Source organism: Streptosporangium sp. NPDC002544 (assembly GCF_040295965.1).
In the GTDB taxonomy this organism is placed as follows: domain Bacteria; phylum Actinomycetota; class Actinomycetes; order Streptosporangiales; family Streptosporangiaceae; genus Streptosporangium.
In genome coordinates, this window is record NZ_JBEOWJ010000044.1 from 21,280 (window position 1) to 36,762 (window position 15,483).

The window sequence follows — 15,483 nt, forward strand, 5'->3', positions numbered from 1 at the left end:
AGCGTTATTTTGTGTGACCGAACAATATGGTGCGAGGAAAGTAAGCGAATAATAATCACGTTCGTTCTGAGTGGTGGGCCCGCCGTTCGAGAGATTTCCCGTCATTCCGGAGTTTCGGGTCGCCGGAGGTGTGATCCTCTCCGCCGTGGCGGCCGGGCGACACTGACACCTCGACGCCTTCCGCGGTCGACCGGACCCGGCGGGTAAAGTGCCGATCATGCCGTTGCACCCGCAGGCCGAGGCCTACCTGAAGACTTTCCAGACGGACCTCGGTGTCCCGCTCTCCACACTCACCCCCGAGGCGATCGTCGCGATGCGGGCCCTCGACGCCTTCGCCGAGCAACGTGGTCCGATCATCCCGCTCCCGCTGGTCAGGGATGACGTCGTCGCGGGCGTGCCGGTCCGCGTCTACCGGCCGGAGGAGGACGACCGTCCCCTCCCGGGGATCGTCTACTTTCACGGTGGAGGCTGGGTCTTCGGCAGTGTCGACCGCAACGACGCCCTCGGCCGTGACCTCGCGGTGCGCAACGGGGCGGTCGTGATCTCGGTCGACTACCGGCTCGCCCCCGACCACCCCTTCCCCGCGGCGGCCGACGACGCCTGGAGCGTCGTCCGGGACGTCTTCGGCCGCCCCGGCGTCTACGGGGTCGACCCCGAGCGCATCGCGGTCTGCGGCGACAGCGCCGGGGGCAACCTGGCCGCCGTGGCCGCCTGGCAGGCCAGGGACGCCGGGCTCAGGCTGGCCCACCAGCTGCTCGTCTACCCGATAGCCGACGTGGCCATGGACACCGGGAGTTACCGCGCCTACGCCGGCGGTTTCGGGCTCGGCGCCGACGAGATGGCCTGGTTCGTCGCGCAGTACGGCGGTGATCCGGTCGACCCCCGGCTGGCTCCCGTCCGGCTGGCCGACAAGGCCGGTCTGGCCCCGGCGACGGTGATCACCGCCGAGTGCGACCCGCTCTGTGACGAGGGTGAGGAATACGCCGCCCAGCTGGCCGCAGCCGGGGTGCCGGTCGAGGTCAGGAGGTACGAGGGGGCGATCCACGGCTTCTTCGGCCTGCCGGGCTTCTTCGACCAGGCGACCGAGGCGCGCGAGTACGCCGCGGCCCGTCTCGCGGAGGCTTTCCAATAGGGGTGCGCCCGGCTCCGGACGGGCGGGGCGCACCCGGCGATCAGGTCAGAAGCTCCTGGGAAGTCCGAGCACCTGGGTGGCCAGGTAGTTGAGCAGGAGCTCCTCGGTGACGGGGGCGACCTTGCCGATGCGGGCGTCGGCCAGCAGGCGGGCCACCGGGTACTCCAGCGAGTAGGCCATGCCGCCGTGCGTCTGGAACGCGTGGTCGGCCGCCTCCCAGGCCGCCTGGGAGGCGGTCAGCTTGGCGATGTTGGCCTCGGTGCCGCAGGGCAACTGCCTGTCGAACAGCCAGGCGGCCTTGTACAGCATCAGCCTGGCCAGCTCGATCTTGGCCTTGACCTGGGCGAGGGGGAAGGCGATGGCCTGGTTGGCGCCGATCGGACGGCCGAACACCTCGCGCTCCTTGGCGTACTGCACGGCCACCCGCAGCGCCACCTCGGCGCCGCCGAGCGCGGAGGCGGCCAGCAGGACGCGCTCGGGGTTGAGGATGTCCCACAGCACCAGCGCGCCCTGGTCGACCTCACCGACCACGTTCCTCTCCGGGACCCGCAGGTCGTCTATGAAGACCATGTTGGACGGGGTGGTGTTGGCGCCCATCTTCGGGATCGGCTGGAAGGAGAGCCGGCCGGCCGCGACGGCCTCGGGGACGTTCACCAGCAGGACGGTCAGGCCGTTGGTGCGGGGCTTGGCCTCGGCGGCCGGGATGGTCCGGGTGACCAGAAGCATCCAGGTGGCGCGCTGCACGCCGGTGATCCAGATCTTCTGGCCGTTGACGACGAACTCCGCCCCGTCGTGACGGGCGGAGGTGGAGATGCCCAGGGCGTTGGACCCGGCGTCGGGCTCGGTCAGCGCGAAACAGGTCTCCAGCTCGCCGGTGGCCAGCCTGGGCAGCAGTTCGTCGCGCTGCCAGGGGCTGCCGTGCCTGGCCAGGGTCATGGCGCCGAACCCGGGGGTGAGCACGTAGGTGAACGCCGAACCGCCGGCCGAGCCGGAGGCCGACAGGGTCTCGGTGGCCACGGCCAGCTCCAGCAGGCCCTGACCGCCGCCTCCGTACTCCTCGGGCACGGCCAGGCCGAGCCAGCCGCCCTTGGCCAGATCCTGCCAGACCTCCTCCGGCCAGCGTTTCTCGCTCTCGCACCGCTGCCAGTAGTCCAGGTCGTAGCGCGCGCAGATGTCGCCGACGCCGCGTTGGACGGCGAGGGCGCTCTCCGGAAGTGTGAAGTCCACGGTGACCAACTCCATTCTAGTTGCGCGCGCAATCGTAGAACGAAGTTCGGTAAGCCTCCAGTGCCACCGGGACGCGGGGATCAGTTCTGCTGGACGGCGTCCAGGCGCGGCCTGCGCGTGTGGTAGACGAAGGCAGGCGGTAGGTTGCCCCACACCGTGCGGCCCACGACGACCTCCTCGAAGGTGTCGATCAGGCGCTTCCTGAAACGCCGCGCGGGAGGAAGGCGCTTGGCGAAGCTGTAGGCGAAGGTGGTGAAGGCCGTGTGCGGACCCATGATCGCGGTGACCGCGTTCAGCAGGCGGCCCTGTGTCTCCTCGGAGAACGCGGCCCAGGGGAGCCCACTCACGATCACGTCGGCCCTGGCGAGACCACGCTCCTGCAGCAACTGAGGCAGCCGTGCCGCGTCATCGGTCACGACGTCCACCCCGGGGTTCCTGGCGGCGAGGAAATCGGCCAGCCTGGGGTTGATCTCGACGGCCATGTGGTGCCCCCGGCCTCCCAGCCTGCGCTGAATCTCCGCGGTGAACACGCCGGTGCCCGGGCCGAGTTCGACGATCACCGGATCCCCCCGGTGGGGGACCGGCGAGGCCACCGCCTCGGCAAGCCGCCGCGAGCTCGGCGCCACCGCTCCGACGGTGCCCGGCGAGCGAATCCACTGCCCAAGAAAGAGCGTGGTGTCATTGGTCATGCTGTGAAGCGTAAGGGGTGCGCCGGGGCGTCGCGCGCGTCATCCGATACGATTTTCGGCCGCGCGGGAGGCGGTGCCCCCGAGGGGTGAACGCGCACCGGACGGAGAATCCGCCAAGAGGCGGACGGCGAGGTCAGCCCCCAGGGTGACGACCGGATGGATACCCCGCGGCCACGATGTGTTCCGAACCAGTCATCCAAGGTAAGGACACATAATATGCAGGAGGTCATCTCCCCGCGGAAACCGACGGAGGATCGCCTGGTCTCCGCGGGCCTGCTGTACGGCCTGCGCATCCTGGTCGTCGCCCAGGCGGCCGGCCTCATCGCCGCCGCCTCGTTCGCCGGCCAGGCGGTGCGCGGCGGGGAGGCGCTGGCCGAGACCCACGTACTGGCCGGGATGGTGGTGCATCTGATCGCACTGCTGCAGATCGTCGTGGCCGCCATGGTCTGGCGTCCCGGGCGAGGTGCCGGCTGGCCGGCGCTGGTCAGCGTCGGCCTCTTCCTGGTCGGGATGGCACAGCACTTCAGCTGGGAGGCGCTCGGCACCCACGTCCCCAGCGGGCTGGCCCTGTTCGGGATGACCGTCGCCGTGCTCGTCTGGGCCTGGTCCCCCGGCGCCGCCGTGCGCCGTTCCTGATCCGGACGGCGCCGCCCGGATCGGAACCACGCCGCCGCGCGGCCGCGGCGGCGTGGTTCCCCGCACTCCTCCCGCCTCCTCCCCGGGCCCTGTCGCGCCCCTGGGCGCCCCCTGGTCCCGCGCCTGACGCCCGGCGCCCGTGCCCCCGCCGGACGGCCGTACGGTCCGTGTGAGCTCCGCACGGGTAGGGTCGGCATCAGGCACGGGGAGGGAGACAGACCGGTGAATCCGGAAGCATCGGGAGCCGAAGATCGAATCTGGACGGTTCCCAACGCGTTGAGCCTGGCCAGGCTTCTGGGGGTGCCGGTCTTCCTCTGGCTGGTGCTGGGCCCGAAGGCCGACGGCTGGGCCGTCGCGCTGCTGATGCTGGCGGGGTTCTCCGACTGGCTCGACGGTAAGATCGCCCGCGCCTGGAACCAGACCAGCCGGCTCGGCCGCCTGCTCGACCCGCTGGCCGACCGGCTCTACATCCTGGCCACCCTGTTCGGCCTCGCCATGCGCGAGATCATCCCCTGGTGGCTGGCACTGGCCATCCCGCTGCGCGACGTGATGCTGCTGGGCATCCCGCTCATCCTGCGCCGCCTCGGCTACGGCCCGGCGTTGCCCGTGCACTTCCTCGGCAAGGCCGCCACCGCCAACCTCCTCTACGCCTTCCCTCTGCTCTTCCTCGCCCACCACGACGCCTGGTACGCCGATCCCGCCCGGATCGTCGGCTGGTCCCTGGCCATCTGGGGCACAGGTCTGTACTGGTGGTCCGGAGTGCTGTATTGGGTACAGGTGCGTCAGCTGACAAGCGAGGCCAAACGCCTTAAGAGGTGATCTGTGAAGGCCGTCGTCATGGCGGGCGGGGAGGGTACACGGCTCCGGCCGATGACCGCGAACCAGCCCAAGCCTCTCCTGCCCGTGATCAATCGGCCGATCATGGAGCACGTGCTGCGCCTCCTGAAACGGCACGGTTTCACCGAGACGGTGGTCACCGTGCAGTTCCTGGCGGCCCTGGTCCGTAACTACTTCGGCGACGGCGACGAACTCGGCATGAGCCTGTACTACGCCACCGAGGACACACCGCTCGGCACCGCGGGCAGCGTCAAGAACGCCGCGGACCGGCTGCGCGACGACCGCTTCCTGGTCATCTCCGGCGACGCGCTGACGGACATCGACCTGACGGACATGATCCGCTTCCACCGTGAGAACGGCGCGATGGTCACGATCGGGCTCAAGCGCGTTCCCAACCCGCTGGAGTTCGGCATCGTCATCGTCGACGACCAGGGGCGGGTGGAGCGCTTCCTGGAGAAGCCCACCTGGGGCCAGGTCTTCTCCGACACCGTCAACACCGGCATCTACGTGATGGAACCCGAGGTCCTCGACGAGATCGCGGCGGGGGAGTCCGTCGACTGGTCGGGAGACGTGTTCCCCCGGCTGCTGGAGCGCGGAGCCCCGCTGTACGGCTACGTGGCCGACGGCTACTGGGAGGACGTCGGCACCCACGAGAGCTACCTCAAGGCCCAGGCCGACGTCCTGTCGGGCCGGGTCAAGGTCGACATCGACGCCTTCGAGGTCTCGCCGGGCGTCTGGGTGGCCGAGGGAGCCTCGGTCGACACCGACGCCATCCTCAAGGGCCCGCTCTACGTCGGCGACTACGCCAAGGTCGAGGCGGGGGCCGAGCTGCGAGAGTACACCGTGCTGGGCAGCAACGCGGTGGTCAGGGAGGGGGCCTTCCTGCACCGCGCGGTCGTCCACGACAACGTCTACATCGGGCCCAGCGCCCACCTGCGCGGCTGCGTGATCGGCAAGAACACCGACCTGATGACCGCGGCCAGGGTCGAGGAGGGCGCCGTCATCGGCGACGAGTGCATCATCGAGGCCGAGGCGTACATCTCCTCCGGCGTCAAGATCTACCCGTTCAAGACCATCGAGGCCGGGGCGGTGATCAACAACAGCGTCATCTGGGAGCCGCGCGCCCAGCGAAACCTGTTCGGCCCCCGGGGGGTCTCGGGACTGGTCAACGTGGAGATCACCCCCGAGCTGTGCGTGCGGCTCGCCAGCGCCTACGCCACCACCCTGAAGAAGGGCGCCTCGGTCATCACCTCCCGCGACTCCTCCCGCGCGGCGCGGGCGCTGAAGCGGGCCGTGATCAGCGCCCTCAACGCCAGCGCGATCAACGTGCTCGACCTGGAGGCGTCCCCGCTCCCCGTGGCACGCTTCCACACCGCCAGGGAGAACGCGGTAGGCGGCATCGCGCTGCGCACCACCCCCGGCGACCCGCAGAGCGTCGACATCGTCTTCATGGACGAGCACGGCGCGGACCTGTCGCCGCCGGCCCAGCGCAAGCTGGACCGGGTCTTCTCCCGGCAGGAGTTCCGCCGCGCCTTCCCCGGCGAGATCGCCGAGCTGAGCTTCCCCGCCAGGGCGGTGGAGGACTACACGCACGAGCTGCTACGCCTGATCGACATCAACGGGGTCCGCGACGCCGACATGAAGGTCGTGGTCGACTGCGCGGGAGGCACCTCCTCGCTGGTGCTGCCCAGCCTGCTCGGCCGGGTCGGGGTGGACGTGCTGACCGTCAACAACCGGCTGGACGACGCCTCGCCCACCGAGACCCTCGCCGAGCGCCGCCGTGACCTGCAGCGCCTGTCAGAGCTCGTCAGCTCCTCCAGGGCGGCCTTCGGCGTGCGCTTCGACCCGGTGGGGGAGCGGGTCGCGCTGGTGGACGAGATGGGCCAGCTGATCAGCGAGGAGCGCGCCCTGCTGGTGGTGCTCGACCTGGTCGCGGCCGAGCGCCGCGGCGGCAGGGTGGCACTGCCGGTCACCACCACCCGGGTGGCCGAGCAGGTCTGCAGGTTCCACGGGGTCCAGGCCGAGTGGACGTCCACCGCGATCGACGCGCTCACCGCCGCCGCCAGGGGTCCGGAGATGATCTTCGCGGCCGACGGGCGCGGTGGTTTCATCGTGCCCGAGTTCGGCCCCACGGTGGACGGCCTGGCGGTGTTCCTGCGCCTGCTCGGGCTGGTCGCCAGGACCCGGCTCTCGCTCAGCCAGATCGACGCCAGGATACCCGAGGCCAAGCTGCTGCGCCGTACCGTGCCGACTCCGTGGGCGGCCAAGGGGGCGGTGATGCGCTCGGTCATCGAGGCCGCCGAGCACCACCGCATCGACACCACCGACGGGGTGCGGGTCGTCGCGGAGGACGGCAGCTGGACCCTGGTGCTGCCCGACCCGACCGAGGCGGTGACCCACCTGTGGGCCGAGGGGTTCGACGTCGACTCCGCCCAGACCCTGATCGAGCGCTGGGCGCGGGTGGTGGAGGAGGCCGCCGGCGGTTGAGGCGGCCCGCGCGACAAATACCGCGCGGCGCCATGGACCAGGGGCAGCGTCCCCTGTAACTTTGTCACCGACCGTACCCGCGGTTCAGCGTCAACCTTGACCTTCGCGCCTCATCACTGTATGTTGCGGCATTCGCAGTCTGAGAAAACACTTGAGAAGCGAAGAAGCGAGGCGCGCATCACTGAGCACCGTTGCCGCGTCTTCGCGGTAGGAGGCCGAGCCGATCGATGCCGAGCGTCTACTGCACGCAGTGCGGTCATGCCAATCCTGAGGATGCCCGTTTCTGTTCACGATGCGGGTCGCCGCTTACCAGGTCCGACACCCCCGGAGACAGCACATCGACGATCTCCCTCTCCGGGATCGAGGCCTATGAGGCGGAGACCGGTGAGACGCTTCTCGCCGAGCGGCAGGCCGTTGAGCAGTTGCCCGCCGGCACCGCGTTGCTGGTCGCGATGCGCGGCCCCAACGCCGGCAGTCGGTTCCTGCTCGACAGCGACCTCACCACCGTGGGCCGCCACCCCGAGAGCGACATCTTCCTCGACGACATCACGGTCTCGCGCCGTCACGTGGAGTTCTACCGGCGCGGCGGCGGTGTCTTCACTGTCCGCGACGTTGGTAGCCTGAACGGCACGTACGTCAATCGTGAGCGCATCGAGGAGGTCCCGCTGTACGGCGGGGACGAGGTGCAGATCGGTAAGTTCCGCCTCGTCTTCCTCACCCGCGGCGCCGCTGGAGGATGATGAGCTCGCAGGCCGCTCGTGCGCACATGAGCATCGGGGAGGTGCTCGCTCTCCTGCAGGGCGAGTTCCCCGACGTCAGCATCTCCAAGATTCGCTTCCTGGAGGGCGAGGGGCTGATCGAGCCGGAGCGCAGTCCCTCCGGCTATCGCAAGTTCACCTACGCCGACGTCGAGCGGCTCCGCTACATCCTCAGCGAGCAGCGTGATCGCTACCTGCCGCTGCGCGTGATCAAGGATCATCTGGAGGCGGCCGACCGCGAGGAGCGCCCGGCGGCCCGGCCGCGCGCCGTCCCCGACGACGCGCCCCCCGAGGTCCGCCTCACCCGCGAGGAGTTCCTCGCCGCCGCCGAGCTCGACGAGGAGACCCTCACCGAGCTGGAGGACTACGGTCTGCTGGCCGCCGTGGCCCGCTACTACGACGCCGAGGCACTGGTCGTGGCCCGCAGTGTGGGCGCCCTGGCCGCCTTCGGCCTGCGTGCCCGCCACCTGCGGGCGGTCAAGGCCGCCGCGGAACGCGAGGCGGGGCTGGTGGAACAGGCCGTCGCCCCGCTGCTGCGCCGTCGCGGCCCCGGCGCGATCGACCAGGCGGACGAGACGGCGAGGGAGATCTCCGGTCTCCTGCTGGAATTGCACGCCTCGTTGCTGCGTTCCGGAGTCCGTGGGGCACTGGGCCGGTGAGAGCCTGACCAGGCACTCGTACCCCCACGAGTGTTACGTTGAACAAACCGGTCGGAATCCAGCGAAGACGGAGCAGCCCGTGTTGCAGATGGAGGTCGTGGGCGTTCGAGTTGAAATGCCCTCTAACCAGCCGATCGTCCTGCTGAAAGAGACGCATGGGGAGCGTTACCTACCTATCTGGATCGGCATGACGGAAGCCACGGCGATCGCCATGGCCCAGGCCGAGGAACCACCACCCCGGCCACTTACCCACGACCTGTTCCGGGACGTGCTCGAAGGGCTCGGAGTCAGGTTGAACACTGTCAACATCGTCGCTTTACGCGACGGCATCTTCTTCGCGGATCTCGTGTTCTCCAACGGGGTCGAGGTGAGCGCGCGCCCTTCCGACTCGATCGCCTTGGCACTTCGCACCGGTGCACGTATCTTCGCGAGTGAGGATGTGGTACGGGAGGCAGGGGTGATCATCCCTGACGACCAGGAGGACGAGGTGGAGAAGTTCAGGGAGTTCCTTGACACGATCACGCCCGAGGACTTCGGCCGCGCGGGGTAGGAATTTCGGTGCATTTACGCTTCACGACGCGCCGGGTGGGGTCGTTGACTGGACTTGGCCCCAGTCCTACGGTGCAAGTGAAACCTGCGGTCGTGCGTAAACCCCCAGATCAGGCCGTGGGATGAGAGAAAGCCGGAGGTCCGCGTGGCGGTCAGCAGCGGCGAGGGTAGAAACGCCGACCAGGATGACCCGGAACGGCGCCAGTCGGCACGTCAGCGCGCGGGTGAAGAGGGTCTGCTGTTCGACGGGCAACCGGTGAAAGTGCCCGCCGACATCGGCTACAGGGGGCCGACGGCCTGTTCGGCGGCAGGAATCACCTACCGGCAACTCGACTACTGGGCACGCACCGGCCTGGTCGAGCCCACCGTGAGAGCCGCCCACGGCTCCGGCTCCCAGCGGCTGTACGGCTTCCGTGACATTCTGGTCCTCAAGGTTGTCAAGCGCCTTCTCGACACCGGTGTCTCCCTCCAGCAGATCCGCATCGCCGTGCAGCACCTGCGGGAGCGGGGCGTCAACGACCTGGCCCAGATCACTCTGATGAGCGACGGGGTGAGCGTCTACGAGTGCACCTCGCCGGACGAGGTCATCGACCTGCTCCAGGGGGGCCAGGGAGTCTTCGGTATCGCGCTGGGACGGGTGTGGCAGGAGGTGGAGGGCTCTCTCGCGGATCTTCCCGGCGAACGCGCGGAGTCGGGCGGGGGCCCTTTAGGCGATCATCAGGCCGATGAGTTGGCCCGTCGTCGCAGAGCACGACGAACCGGGTAAACTCGGACTCGCCATTGACCCTGTGCGGGAGAGACCCCGACCGCGATCGGGGCGCCGAAGGAGCAACCTCCCCGGAATCTCTCAGGCACCCTGTACCGCACGGACGAGGCAACTCTGGAAAGCAGACGCGCCCGCCAGGTGCGTCTCACCGACGGTGCAAGCCTCCCGGCAAGGGCAGGTGAAGCTCTCAGGTAGCGACCACGTCGCGATGACAGAGGGGGAGAACCGGCATATGCCCGCGCCCAGCACCGGTCTCCACCCCGCCCGAGAGGCTTCTCATGACCGATCTGTCATCGCTCAGCGAACTCGCCCCTCCGCCGTTCGCGACCCGTCACATCGGGCCCGACGACGCCGACCAGACCCGCATGCTGGAGGCGGTCGGGTTCGCCTCCGTCGCCGACCTGGTCGCGGTGGCCGTGCCCGAGGCGATCCGCTCCTTCGCCCGGCTGGGTCTGCCCCCGGCGGCAGGGGAGTCCGAGGCCCTCGCCGAGCTGCGGGTCCTCGCCGGGCGTAACACCGTGCTCACCTCGATGATCGGCCTGGGCTACCACGACACGATCACCCCGGGTGTCATCCGCCGCAACCTCCTGGAGAACCCGGGCTGGTACACCGCGTACACGCCCTACCAGCCGGAGATCTCCCAGGGCCGGCTGGAGGCCCTGATCAACTTCCAGACCGTCGTCTCCGACCTGACCGCCCTCGACGTCGCGGGGGCCTCCCTGCTGGACGAGGCCACCGCCGCGGCCGAGGCGATGACCCTGGCCCGCCGCGCGGGCCGCACCTCGTCGAAGGTGTTCGTGGTCGACGCCGACGCGCTGCCGCAGACCAAGGCGGTGTTGCGCACCCGTGCCGAGCCGCTCGGCATCGAGCTGGTCGAGAGCGACTTCACCGGAGGGCTTCCCGACTGCTTCGGCGTGCTCGTGCAGTACCCCGGCGCCAGCGGCAGGATTCGCGACTTCCGCGCCATCGCCGACGCCGCCCACGCGTGCGGTGCCCAGGTGGTCGCCGCCGCCGACCTGCTCGCCCTCACCCTCCTGGCCGCGCCGGGCGAGCTCGGCGCCGACATCGCGGTCGGCTCCTCGCAGCGCTTCGGCGTCCCCCTCGGCTTCGGCGGTCCGCACGCCGCCTACATGGCGGTCCGTGACGGACTCCAGCGCCAGCTGCCCGGCCGCCTGGTCGGCGTCTCCCAGGATGTCGAGGGACGTCCCGCCTACCGGCTCGCGCTCCAGACCCGCGAGCAGCACATCCGCCGGGAGAAGGCCACCAGCAACATCTGCACCGCGCAGGTGCTGCTCGCCGTGATCGCCGGCATGTACGCCGTCTACCACGGCCCCGAGGGGCTGCGCAGGATCGGCCGCCGCATCCACCGGCACGCCGTCGTGCTCGCCGAGGGGCTGCGCCAGGGCGGTGTCGAGGTGGTCCACGACACCTTCTTCGACACCGTGCTCGCCCGCGTGCCCGGGCGTGCCGCCGGGGTCGTCGCCGCGGCCCGGGAGAACGGCGTCAACCTGCGCCTGGTCGACGCCGACCACGTGGGCGTCACCTGCGACGAGAGGACCGAGGTTCTCCATCTGGAGCAGGTCCTGGCCGCCTTCGAGGTCAGCGGCACCGTGCTGGCCGACCTGGACGCCGCCGCGCACGACGCGCTGCCAGGCGCGCTGGCGCGGGTCGGCGACTACCTCACCCATCCGGTCTTCCACAGCCACCGCTCCGAGACGGCCATGCTGCGCTACCTGCGCAGGCTCCAGGACAAGGACGTCGCGCTGGACCGGTCGATGATCCCGCTGGGCTCCTGCACCATGAAGCTCAACGCGACCACCGAGATGGAGCCGATCACCTGGCCGGAGTTCGCCGGGCTGCACCCGTACGCGCCGGAGGACCAGGCGGCGGGCTACGCCGAGCTGATCGGGGAGCTGGAGCGCTGGCTGGCCGAGGTCACCGGTTATGACGCCGTGTCGATCCAGCCGAACGCCGGCTCCCAGGGCGAGTTCGCCGGCCTCCTGGCGATCCGCGCCTACCACACGGCGCGTGGCGAGTCGGATCGTGACGTCTGCCTGATCCCCTCGTCCGCGCACGGTACCAACGCCGCCAGCGCCGTGATGGCCGGCATGCGCGTCGCCGTGGTCGCCTGCGACGACAACGGCAACGTGGACCTCGACGACCTCGTCGCGAAGATCGAAAAGCACCGCGACCGGCTTGCCGCGATCATGGTGACCTACCCGTCCACGCACGGCGTGTACGAGGAGACGATCGTCGATGTCTGCGAGCTGGTGCACGAGGCCGGCGGGCAGGTCTACGTCGACGGCGCCAACCTCAACGCGCTGGTCGGCCTGGCCAGGCCGGGCGAGTTCGGGGCGGACGTCTCCCACCTCAACCTGCACAAGACCTTCTGCATCCCGCACGGCGGCGGCGGCCCCGGTGTCGGCCCGGTCGCGGTCCGCGCCCACCTGGCCGACTACCTGCCCGGTCACCCGCTGCGCGGCGGCTCGGCGGTCGGCCCGGTCTCGGCCGCCCCGTACGGCTCCGCGGGCATCCTGCCCATCTCCTGGGCCTACATCCGGATGATGGGTGCCGACGGGCTGAAGGCGGCCACCGAGCAGGCCATCCTGTCGGCCAACTACCTGGCCCGCAGGCTCGATCCCCACTACCCGGTTCTCTACACCGGCCGCGGCGGCCTCGTCGCCCACGAGTGCATCATCGATCTGCGCCAGATCACCAAGGAGACCGGGGTGACGGTCGACGACGTGGCCAAGCGCCTCGTCGACTACGGTTTCCACGCGCCGACCATGTCCTTCCCGGTGGCCGGCACGCTGATGATCGAGCCGACCGAGAGCGAGGACCTGGCCGAGCTCGACCGGTTCTGCGAGGCCATGATCGCGATTCGCGGTGAGATCGAGAAGGTCGCCTCCGGCGCCTACGACAGGGGCGACAACCCGCTGCGCAACGCCCCGCACACGGCCGACAGCCTCGTCGCCGACGAGTGGGAGCACCCCTACACCCGCACCGAGGCGGCCTACCCGCTGCCCTCGCTGCGCGAGGGCAAGTACTGGTCGCCGGTCCGCCGCATCGACCAGGCCTACGGAGACCGCAACCTGGTGTGCTCCTGCCCTCCCCTGGAGGCGTACGAAGACTGATCCTCACCGCGGCCCGCGTCTCGCGAGAACCACGTATCCGTAGGGAATGCGGGAGGACGGACGGCGCCCCGAGTCGTTAGGCTCGGGGCGTCTCCGTATCCGGGAAGGACCCTGCATGCCTGAGGTGGACACCCGTCCCTTGGACACCGCGCGAAGACTGGCCGAGTCCGGCGACCTCGACGGCGCCGCCGTGATCTTCGCGGAGCTGGCCGCCGACCCCGGCGAGCCCGATCGGGCACAGGCGGCGGTGGGCCTCGCCGTGGTGCTCCAGGAGCGCGGAGACGTGCCGGGCTCCCGCGCGGCCGCGCGCACCGCACTGGCGACGGGGCACCCGGAGTTCGCCGCCCAGGCCGCCTGCCTGCTCGCGGGGAGCTTCGAAAGGGAGGGGATGGCCGACCAGGCCCGCGCCGCCTGGCAGGCCGCGCTGGGCGTCGGCCACCCCGCCTACGTCCCGTCGGCGCACATGGCCCTCGCCAGGCTCGCCACGGACGCGGAGGAGGCCGAACGGTCGCTGCGTGACGCACTGGCCACCGGCGACCCGGAGGTCGCCCCTCGGGCCGCTCAGCGGCTGGCGGAGACGCTCATCGAGGAGGGGGAACCGGGGGAGGCCGCCCAGGTGCTGCTGGAGGCGCTCTCGGTGCCGGACGCGGCCGAGGTGCCGAGGCTGCGGGTGATGCTCGGCATCGCCCACCTGGAGCTGGCGTGCGCCGAGTTCTCCGGTGCGATCGAGGAGGGCGGCGACGTCGAGACCGGCGCGCTGGCCATCGAGCTCCTGGCCCGCACGCTCCCGCTCAGAGGACGCGGCGAGGACGCCGAGCGCGTTTGGCGCTACGGCCTCGACAGCGCCGACGCCGACCTCGCCGGTGAGGTCCGCCTCCGCCGGGGCCGCGACGTCTGAACCCCTGGGACGTCCATACCAGGGCTTCGGGGGCGGTGTCCGGTGTGACCGGAGCGCACCCGGCGGGACGCCGGTCGCTCCGGGAACCCGCGCCGCTCCTTCCGGGGCCCGGAACGGTCAGTCGCGCTCCCGCCGGCGGCTCAGGGCGTGGGCGACGTTGATCGCGATGATGCCGCCCCAGGCCAGCAGCAACCCGGCGCTGCCCGCCTCGGACGCCGCGATGGCGGTCAGCGGGATGCCCATGCCCATCGAGGCGAGCGCGATCGGGATCGAGGAGTTCCCGGCCTTGCGCGGCGGTGTCCCGCCTACCCCGGCGGCGTGCATCTCGGCCCGCACCCGCTGGGTGATGGTCGCGTCCAGGCGCGACACGAACGACTCGATGAGGGCGGTCTCGTACTCCGGCCCGAGATCACGGCGGGCCTCGAGAGTGGCCCGCATGTCCTGGCGGATATCTTGGTAGTCCTGCACCCTTCGATTGTTCTCCTTCACCGGCCGTCAGGCATCAGTCGTTAGGACGAGATCCGTGTCCCCCTCCGAGCCCGTGTCCCTCCCGGAGACCGTGCCGTCACTGGAGATCGCGACCCCGCACGGCCCGGCGCTGGTGGAGATCGACGAGGTGGCCTCCCCGCGCTTCCTGCTGGTGCTCACCCACGGCTCGGCCGGGGGAGTGGACGCCCCCGACCTGCTGGCGGTGCGGGACGCCGTGACGGCGGCCGGCGGGACCGTCGCGCGGGTGCTCCAGCCGTTCCGGATGCGCGGTGCCCGCGCGCCGGGCTCGGCGGCCAGACAGGACGAGGCGTGGGAGACGCTGGTGGCCGTCCTGCGCGAGCGCTACCCGGGGCTGCCGCTCGCGCAGGGCGGGAGGAGCAACGGGGCCAGGGTCGCCTGCCGTACGGCCCGGCGGGTCGAGGCCCGCGCGGTCGTCGCACTGGCCTTCCCGCTGCACCCGCCGGGCAAGCCGGAGCGGTCACGCGCCGGGGAGCTGCGCGCGGCGGGTGTGGATGTGCTGGTGGTGAACGGAGACCGCGATCCGTTCGGCGTGCCCGAAGCGGCGGATGCCGCGCGCCTGGTCGTGCTGCCGGGACAGGGCCATGACCTCGGGAAGGACCCCGCCAGGGTGGGCGAGGTGGTCGCCGAATGGCTCGACGCGAGGATGCGGCCGGGCCCGTGTGAGCCCGTGTGAGTTCGGCGTGGGTGCCGTCAGACGACGCCGGCCAGTGGCCGGTGTGGCTCGATGACGGCGCCGTCGGGGAGGAGCTCGCCGGTGTCTTCGAACAGCACCACACCGTTGCAGAGCAGGCTCCAGCCCTGCTCGGGGTGGGCCGCCATGGTGCGGGCGGCTTCGCGGTCCAGCGCCTCAGCGGGCGGACAGGACGGCTCGTGCGGGCACATCGGCGTGCCTCCGGATCTCTCGTGTCGGCTCGCCCTGGTCACGCCGGGTACGGGATGGGCATCGGACATCCGGCGGGCACCGTCACCGATGGGTCTCCGTTCCCACGCATGACGGGGGACGAGCATCTGAATGTTGACATATGGCCATGCGAGCCCTGATAGAGCGAGGCTCGCACATCAAGCAGATCAAGTGTGCGATCGATCGCACCTCGGCGACATAGCCCGTTAGGACTGTTTACGAACTGATAGAGGGCCAGTCCGTCAGGGCTTTATCAGGGGATGTGACCTATAACACAGCATGCCTCATATAAGGATATTC

General features: G+C 70.3%; 15 protein-coding genes and 1 riboswitch. Of the genes, 11 read left to right on the top strand and 4 right to left on the bottom strand.

Going from position 1 to position 15,483, the window contains the following annotated elements; genetic code table 11:
• Nucleotides 1-217: 217 nt before the first annotated feature.
• The gene (locus ABT061_RS42480; protein ID WP_350929000.1) at nt 218-1,132 is read left to right on the top strand and encodes an alpha/beta hydrolase; all 915 of its coding nucleotides are present in this window, start codon (nt 218-220) and stop codon (nt 1,130-1,132) included.
• 45 nt (nt 1,133-1,177) lie between these two features.
• Here ABT061_RS42480 and ABT061_RS42485 read toward each other — a convergent pair whose 3' ends face one another.
• Both ABT061_RS42485 and ABT061_RS42490 read right to left on the bottom strand, forming a co-directional pair.
• Nucleotides 1,178-2,359 carry an acyl-CoA dehydrogenase family protein gene (locus ABT061_RS42485; RefSeq protein ID WP_350929002.1) on the bottom strand — a complete coding sequence of 394 codons (1,182 nt, stop codon included), beginning with the start codon at nt 2,357-2,359 and terminating at the stop codon, nt 1,178-1,180.
• Between the two features lie 80 nt (nt 2,360-2,439).
• Complete coding sequence (locus tag ABT061_RS42490) at nt 2,440-3,048, bottom strand: class I SAM-dependent methyltransferase (RefSeq protein ID WP_350929004.1); 609 nt, start codon at nt 3,046-3,048, stop codon at nt 2,440-2,442.
• Between the two features lie 216 nt (nt 3,049-3,264).
• Here ABT061_RS42490 and ABT061_RS42495 point away from each other — a divergent pair, with 216 nt between their 5' ends.
• From ABT061_RS42495 to ABT061_RS42535, 9 genes are all read left to right on the top strand, one after another.
• On the top strand, nt 3,265-3,684 hold the full coding sequence (locus ABT061_RS42495; RefSeq protein WP_350929006.1) for a hypothetical protein: 420 nt from the start codon (nt 3,265-3,267) through the stop codon (nt 3,682-3,684).
• Between the two features lie 222 nt (nt 3,685-3,906).
• Nucleotides 3,907-4,503 (top strand): cardiolipin synthase ClsA, encoded by a 597-nt coding sequence (clsA, locus tag ABT061_RS42500; protein WP_030915014.1) that lies wholly within the window; start codon nt 3,907-3,909, stop codon nt 4,501-4,503.
• Between the two features lie 3 nt (nt 4,504-4,506).
• Nucleotides 4,507-7,008 carry a sugar phosphate nucleotidyltransferase gene (locus ABT061_RS42505; RefSeq protein WP_350929008.1) on the top strand — a complete coding sequence of 834 codons (2,502 nt, stop codon included), beginning with the start codon at nt 4,507-4,509 and terminating at the stop codon, nt 7,006-7,008.
• A gap of 227 nt (nt 7,009-7,235) precedes the next feature.
• Nucleotides 7,236-7,748 (top strand): double zinc ribbon and FHA domain-containing protein, encoded by a 513-nt coding sequence (locus ABT061_RS42510; RefSeq protein ID WP_343978377.1) that lies wholly within the window; start codon nt 7,236-7,238, stop codon nt 7,746-7,748.
• Between the two features lie 26 nt (nt 7,749-7,774).
• Nucleotides 7,775-8,425 carry a transcriptional regulator FtsR gene (gene ftsR / locus ABT061_RS42515; protein ID WP_386271103.1) on the top strand — a complete coding sequence of 217 codons (651 nt, stop codon included), beginning with the start codon at nt 7,775-7,777 and terminating at the stop codon, nt 8,423-8,425.
• Between the two features lie 79 nt (nt 8,426-8,504).
• A complete protein-coding gene (locus ABT061_RS42520; protein ID WP_157594447.1) occupies nt 8,505-8,975 on the top strand; it encodes a bifunctional nuclease family protein in 471 nt (156 codons plus the stop codon).
• Nucleotides 8,976-9,119: 144 nt separating this feature from the next.
• Nucleotides 9,120-9,740 (top strand): MerR family transcriptional regulator, encoded by a 621-nt coding sequence (locus ABT061_RS42525; protein WP_350929010.1) that lies wholly within the window; start codon nt 9,120-9,122, stop codon nt 9,738-9,740.
• A gap of 15 nt (nt 9,741-9,755) precedes the next feature.
• Nucleotides 9,756-9,848: riboswitch (glycine riboswitch) on the top strand.
• 170 nt (nt 9,849-10,018) lie between these two features.
• On the top strand, nt 10,019-12,874 hold the full coding sequence (gene gcvP / locus ABT061_RS42530; protein WP_350929012.1) for an aminomethyl-transferring glycine dehydrogenase: 2,856 nt from the start codon (nt 10,019-10,021) through the stop codon (nt 12,872-12,874).
• Nucleotides 12,875-12,989: 115 nt separating this feature from the next.
• Nucleotides 12,990-13,772 (top strand): tetratricopeptide repeat protein, encoded by a 783-nt coding sequence (locus ABT061_RS42535; protein ID WP_350929014.1) that lies wholly within the window; start codon nt 12,990-12,992, stop codon nt 13,770-13,772.
• A gap of 117 nt (nt 13,773-13,889) precedes the next feature.
• Here the strand turns inward: ABT061_RS42535 and ABT061_RS42540 are convergent, their stop codons facing one another.
• The gene (locus tag ABT061_RS42540) at nt 13,890-14,210 is read right to left on the bottom strand and encodes a hypothetical protein (protein ID WP_350929016.1); all 321 of its coding nucleotides are present in this window, start codon (nt 14,208-14,210) and stop codon (nt 13,890-13,892) included.
• 130 nt (nt 14,211-14,340) lie between these two features.
• Here ABT061_RS42540 and ABT061_RS42545 point away from each other — a divergent pair, with 130 nt between their 5' ends.
• Complete coding sequence (locus ABT061_RS42545; protein ID WP_350929098.1) at nt 14,341-14,955, top strand: alpha/beta hydrolase family protein; 615 nt, start codon at nt 14,341-14,343, stop codon at nt 14,953-14,955.
• 17 nt (nt 14,956-14,972) lie between these two features.
• Here ABT061_RS42545 and ABT061_RS42550 read toward each other — a convergent pair whose 3' ends face one another.
• The gene (locus ABT061_RS42550; RefSeq protein WP_350929100.1) at nt 14,973-15,164 is read right to left on the bottom strand and encodes a DUF5999 family protein; all 192 of its coding nucleotides are present in this window, start codon (nt 15,162-15,164) and stop codon (nt 14,973-14,975) included.
• Nucleotides 15,165-15,483: the final 319 nt, after the last annotated feature.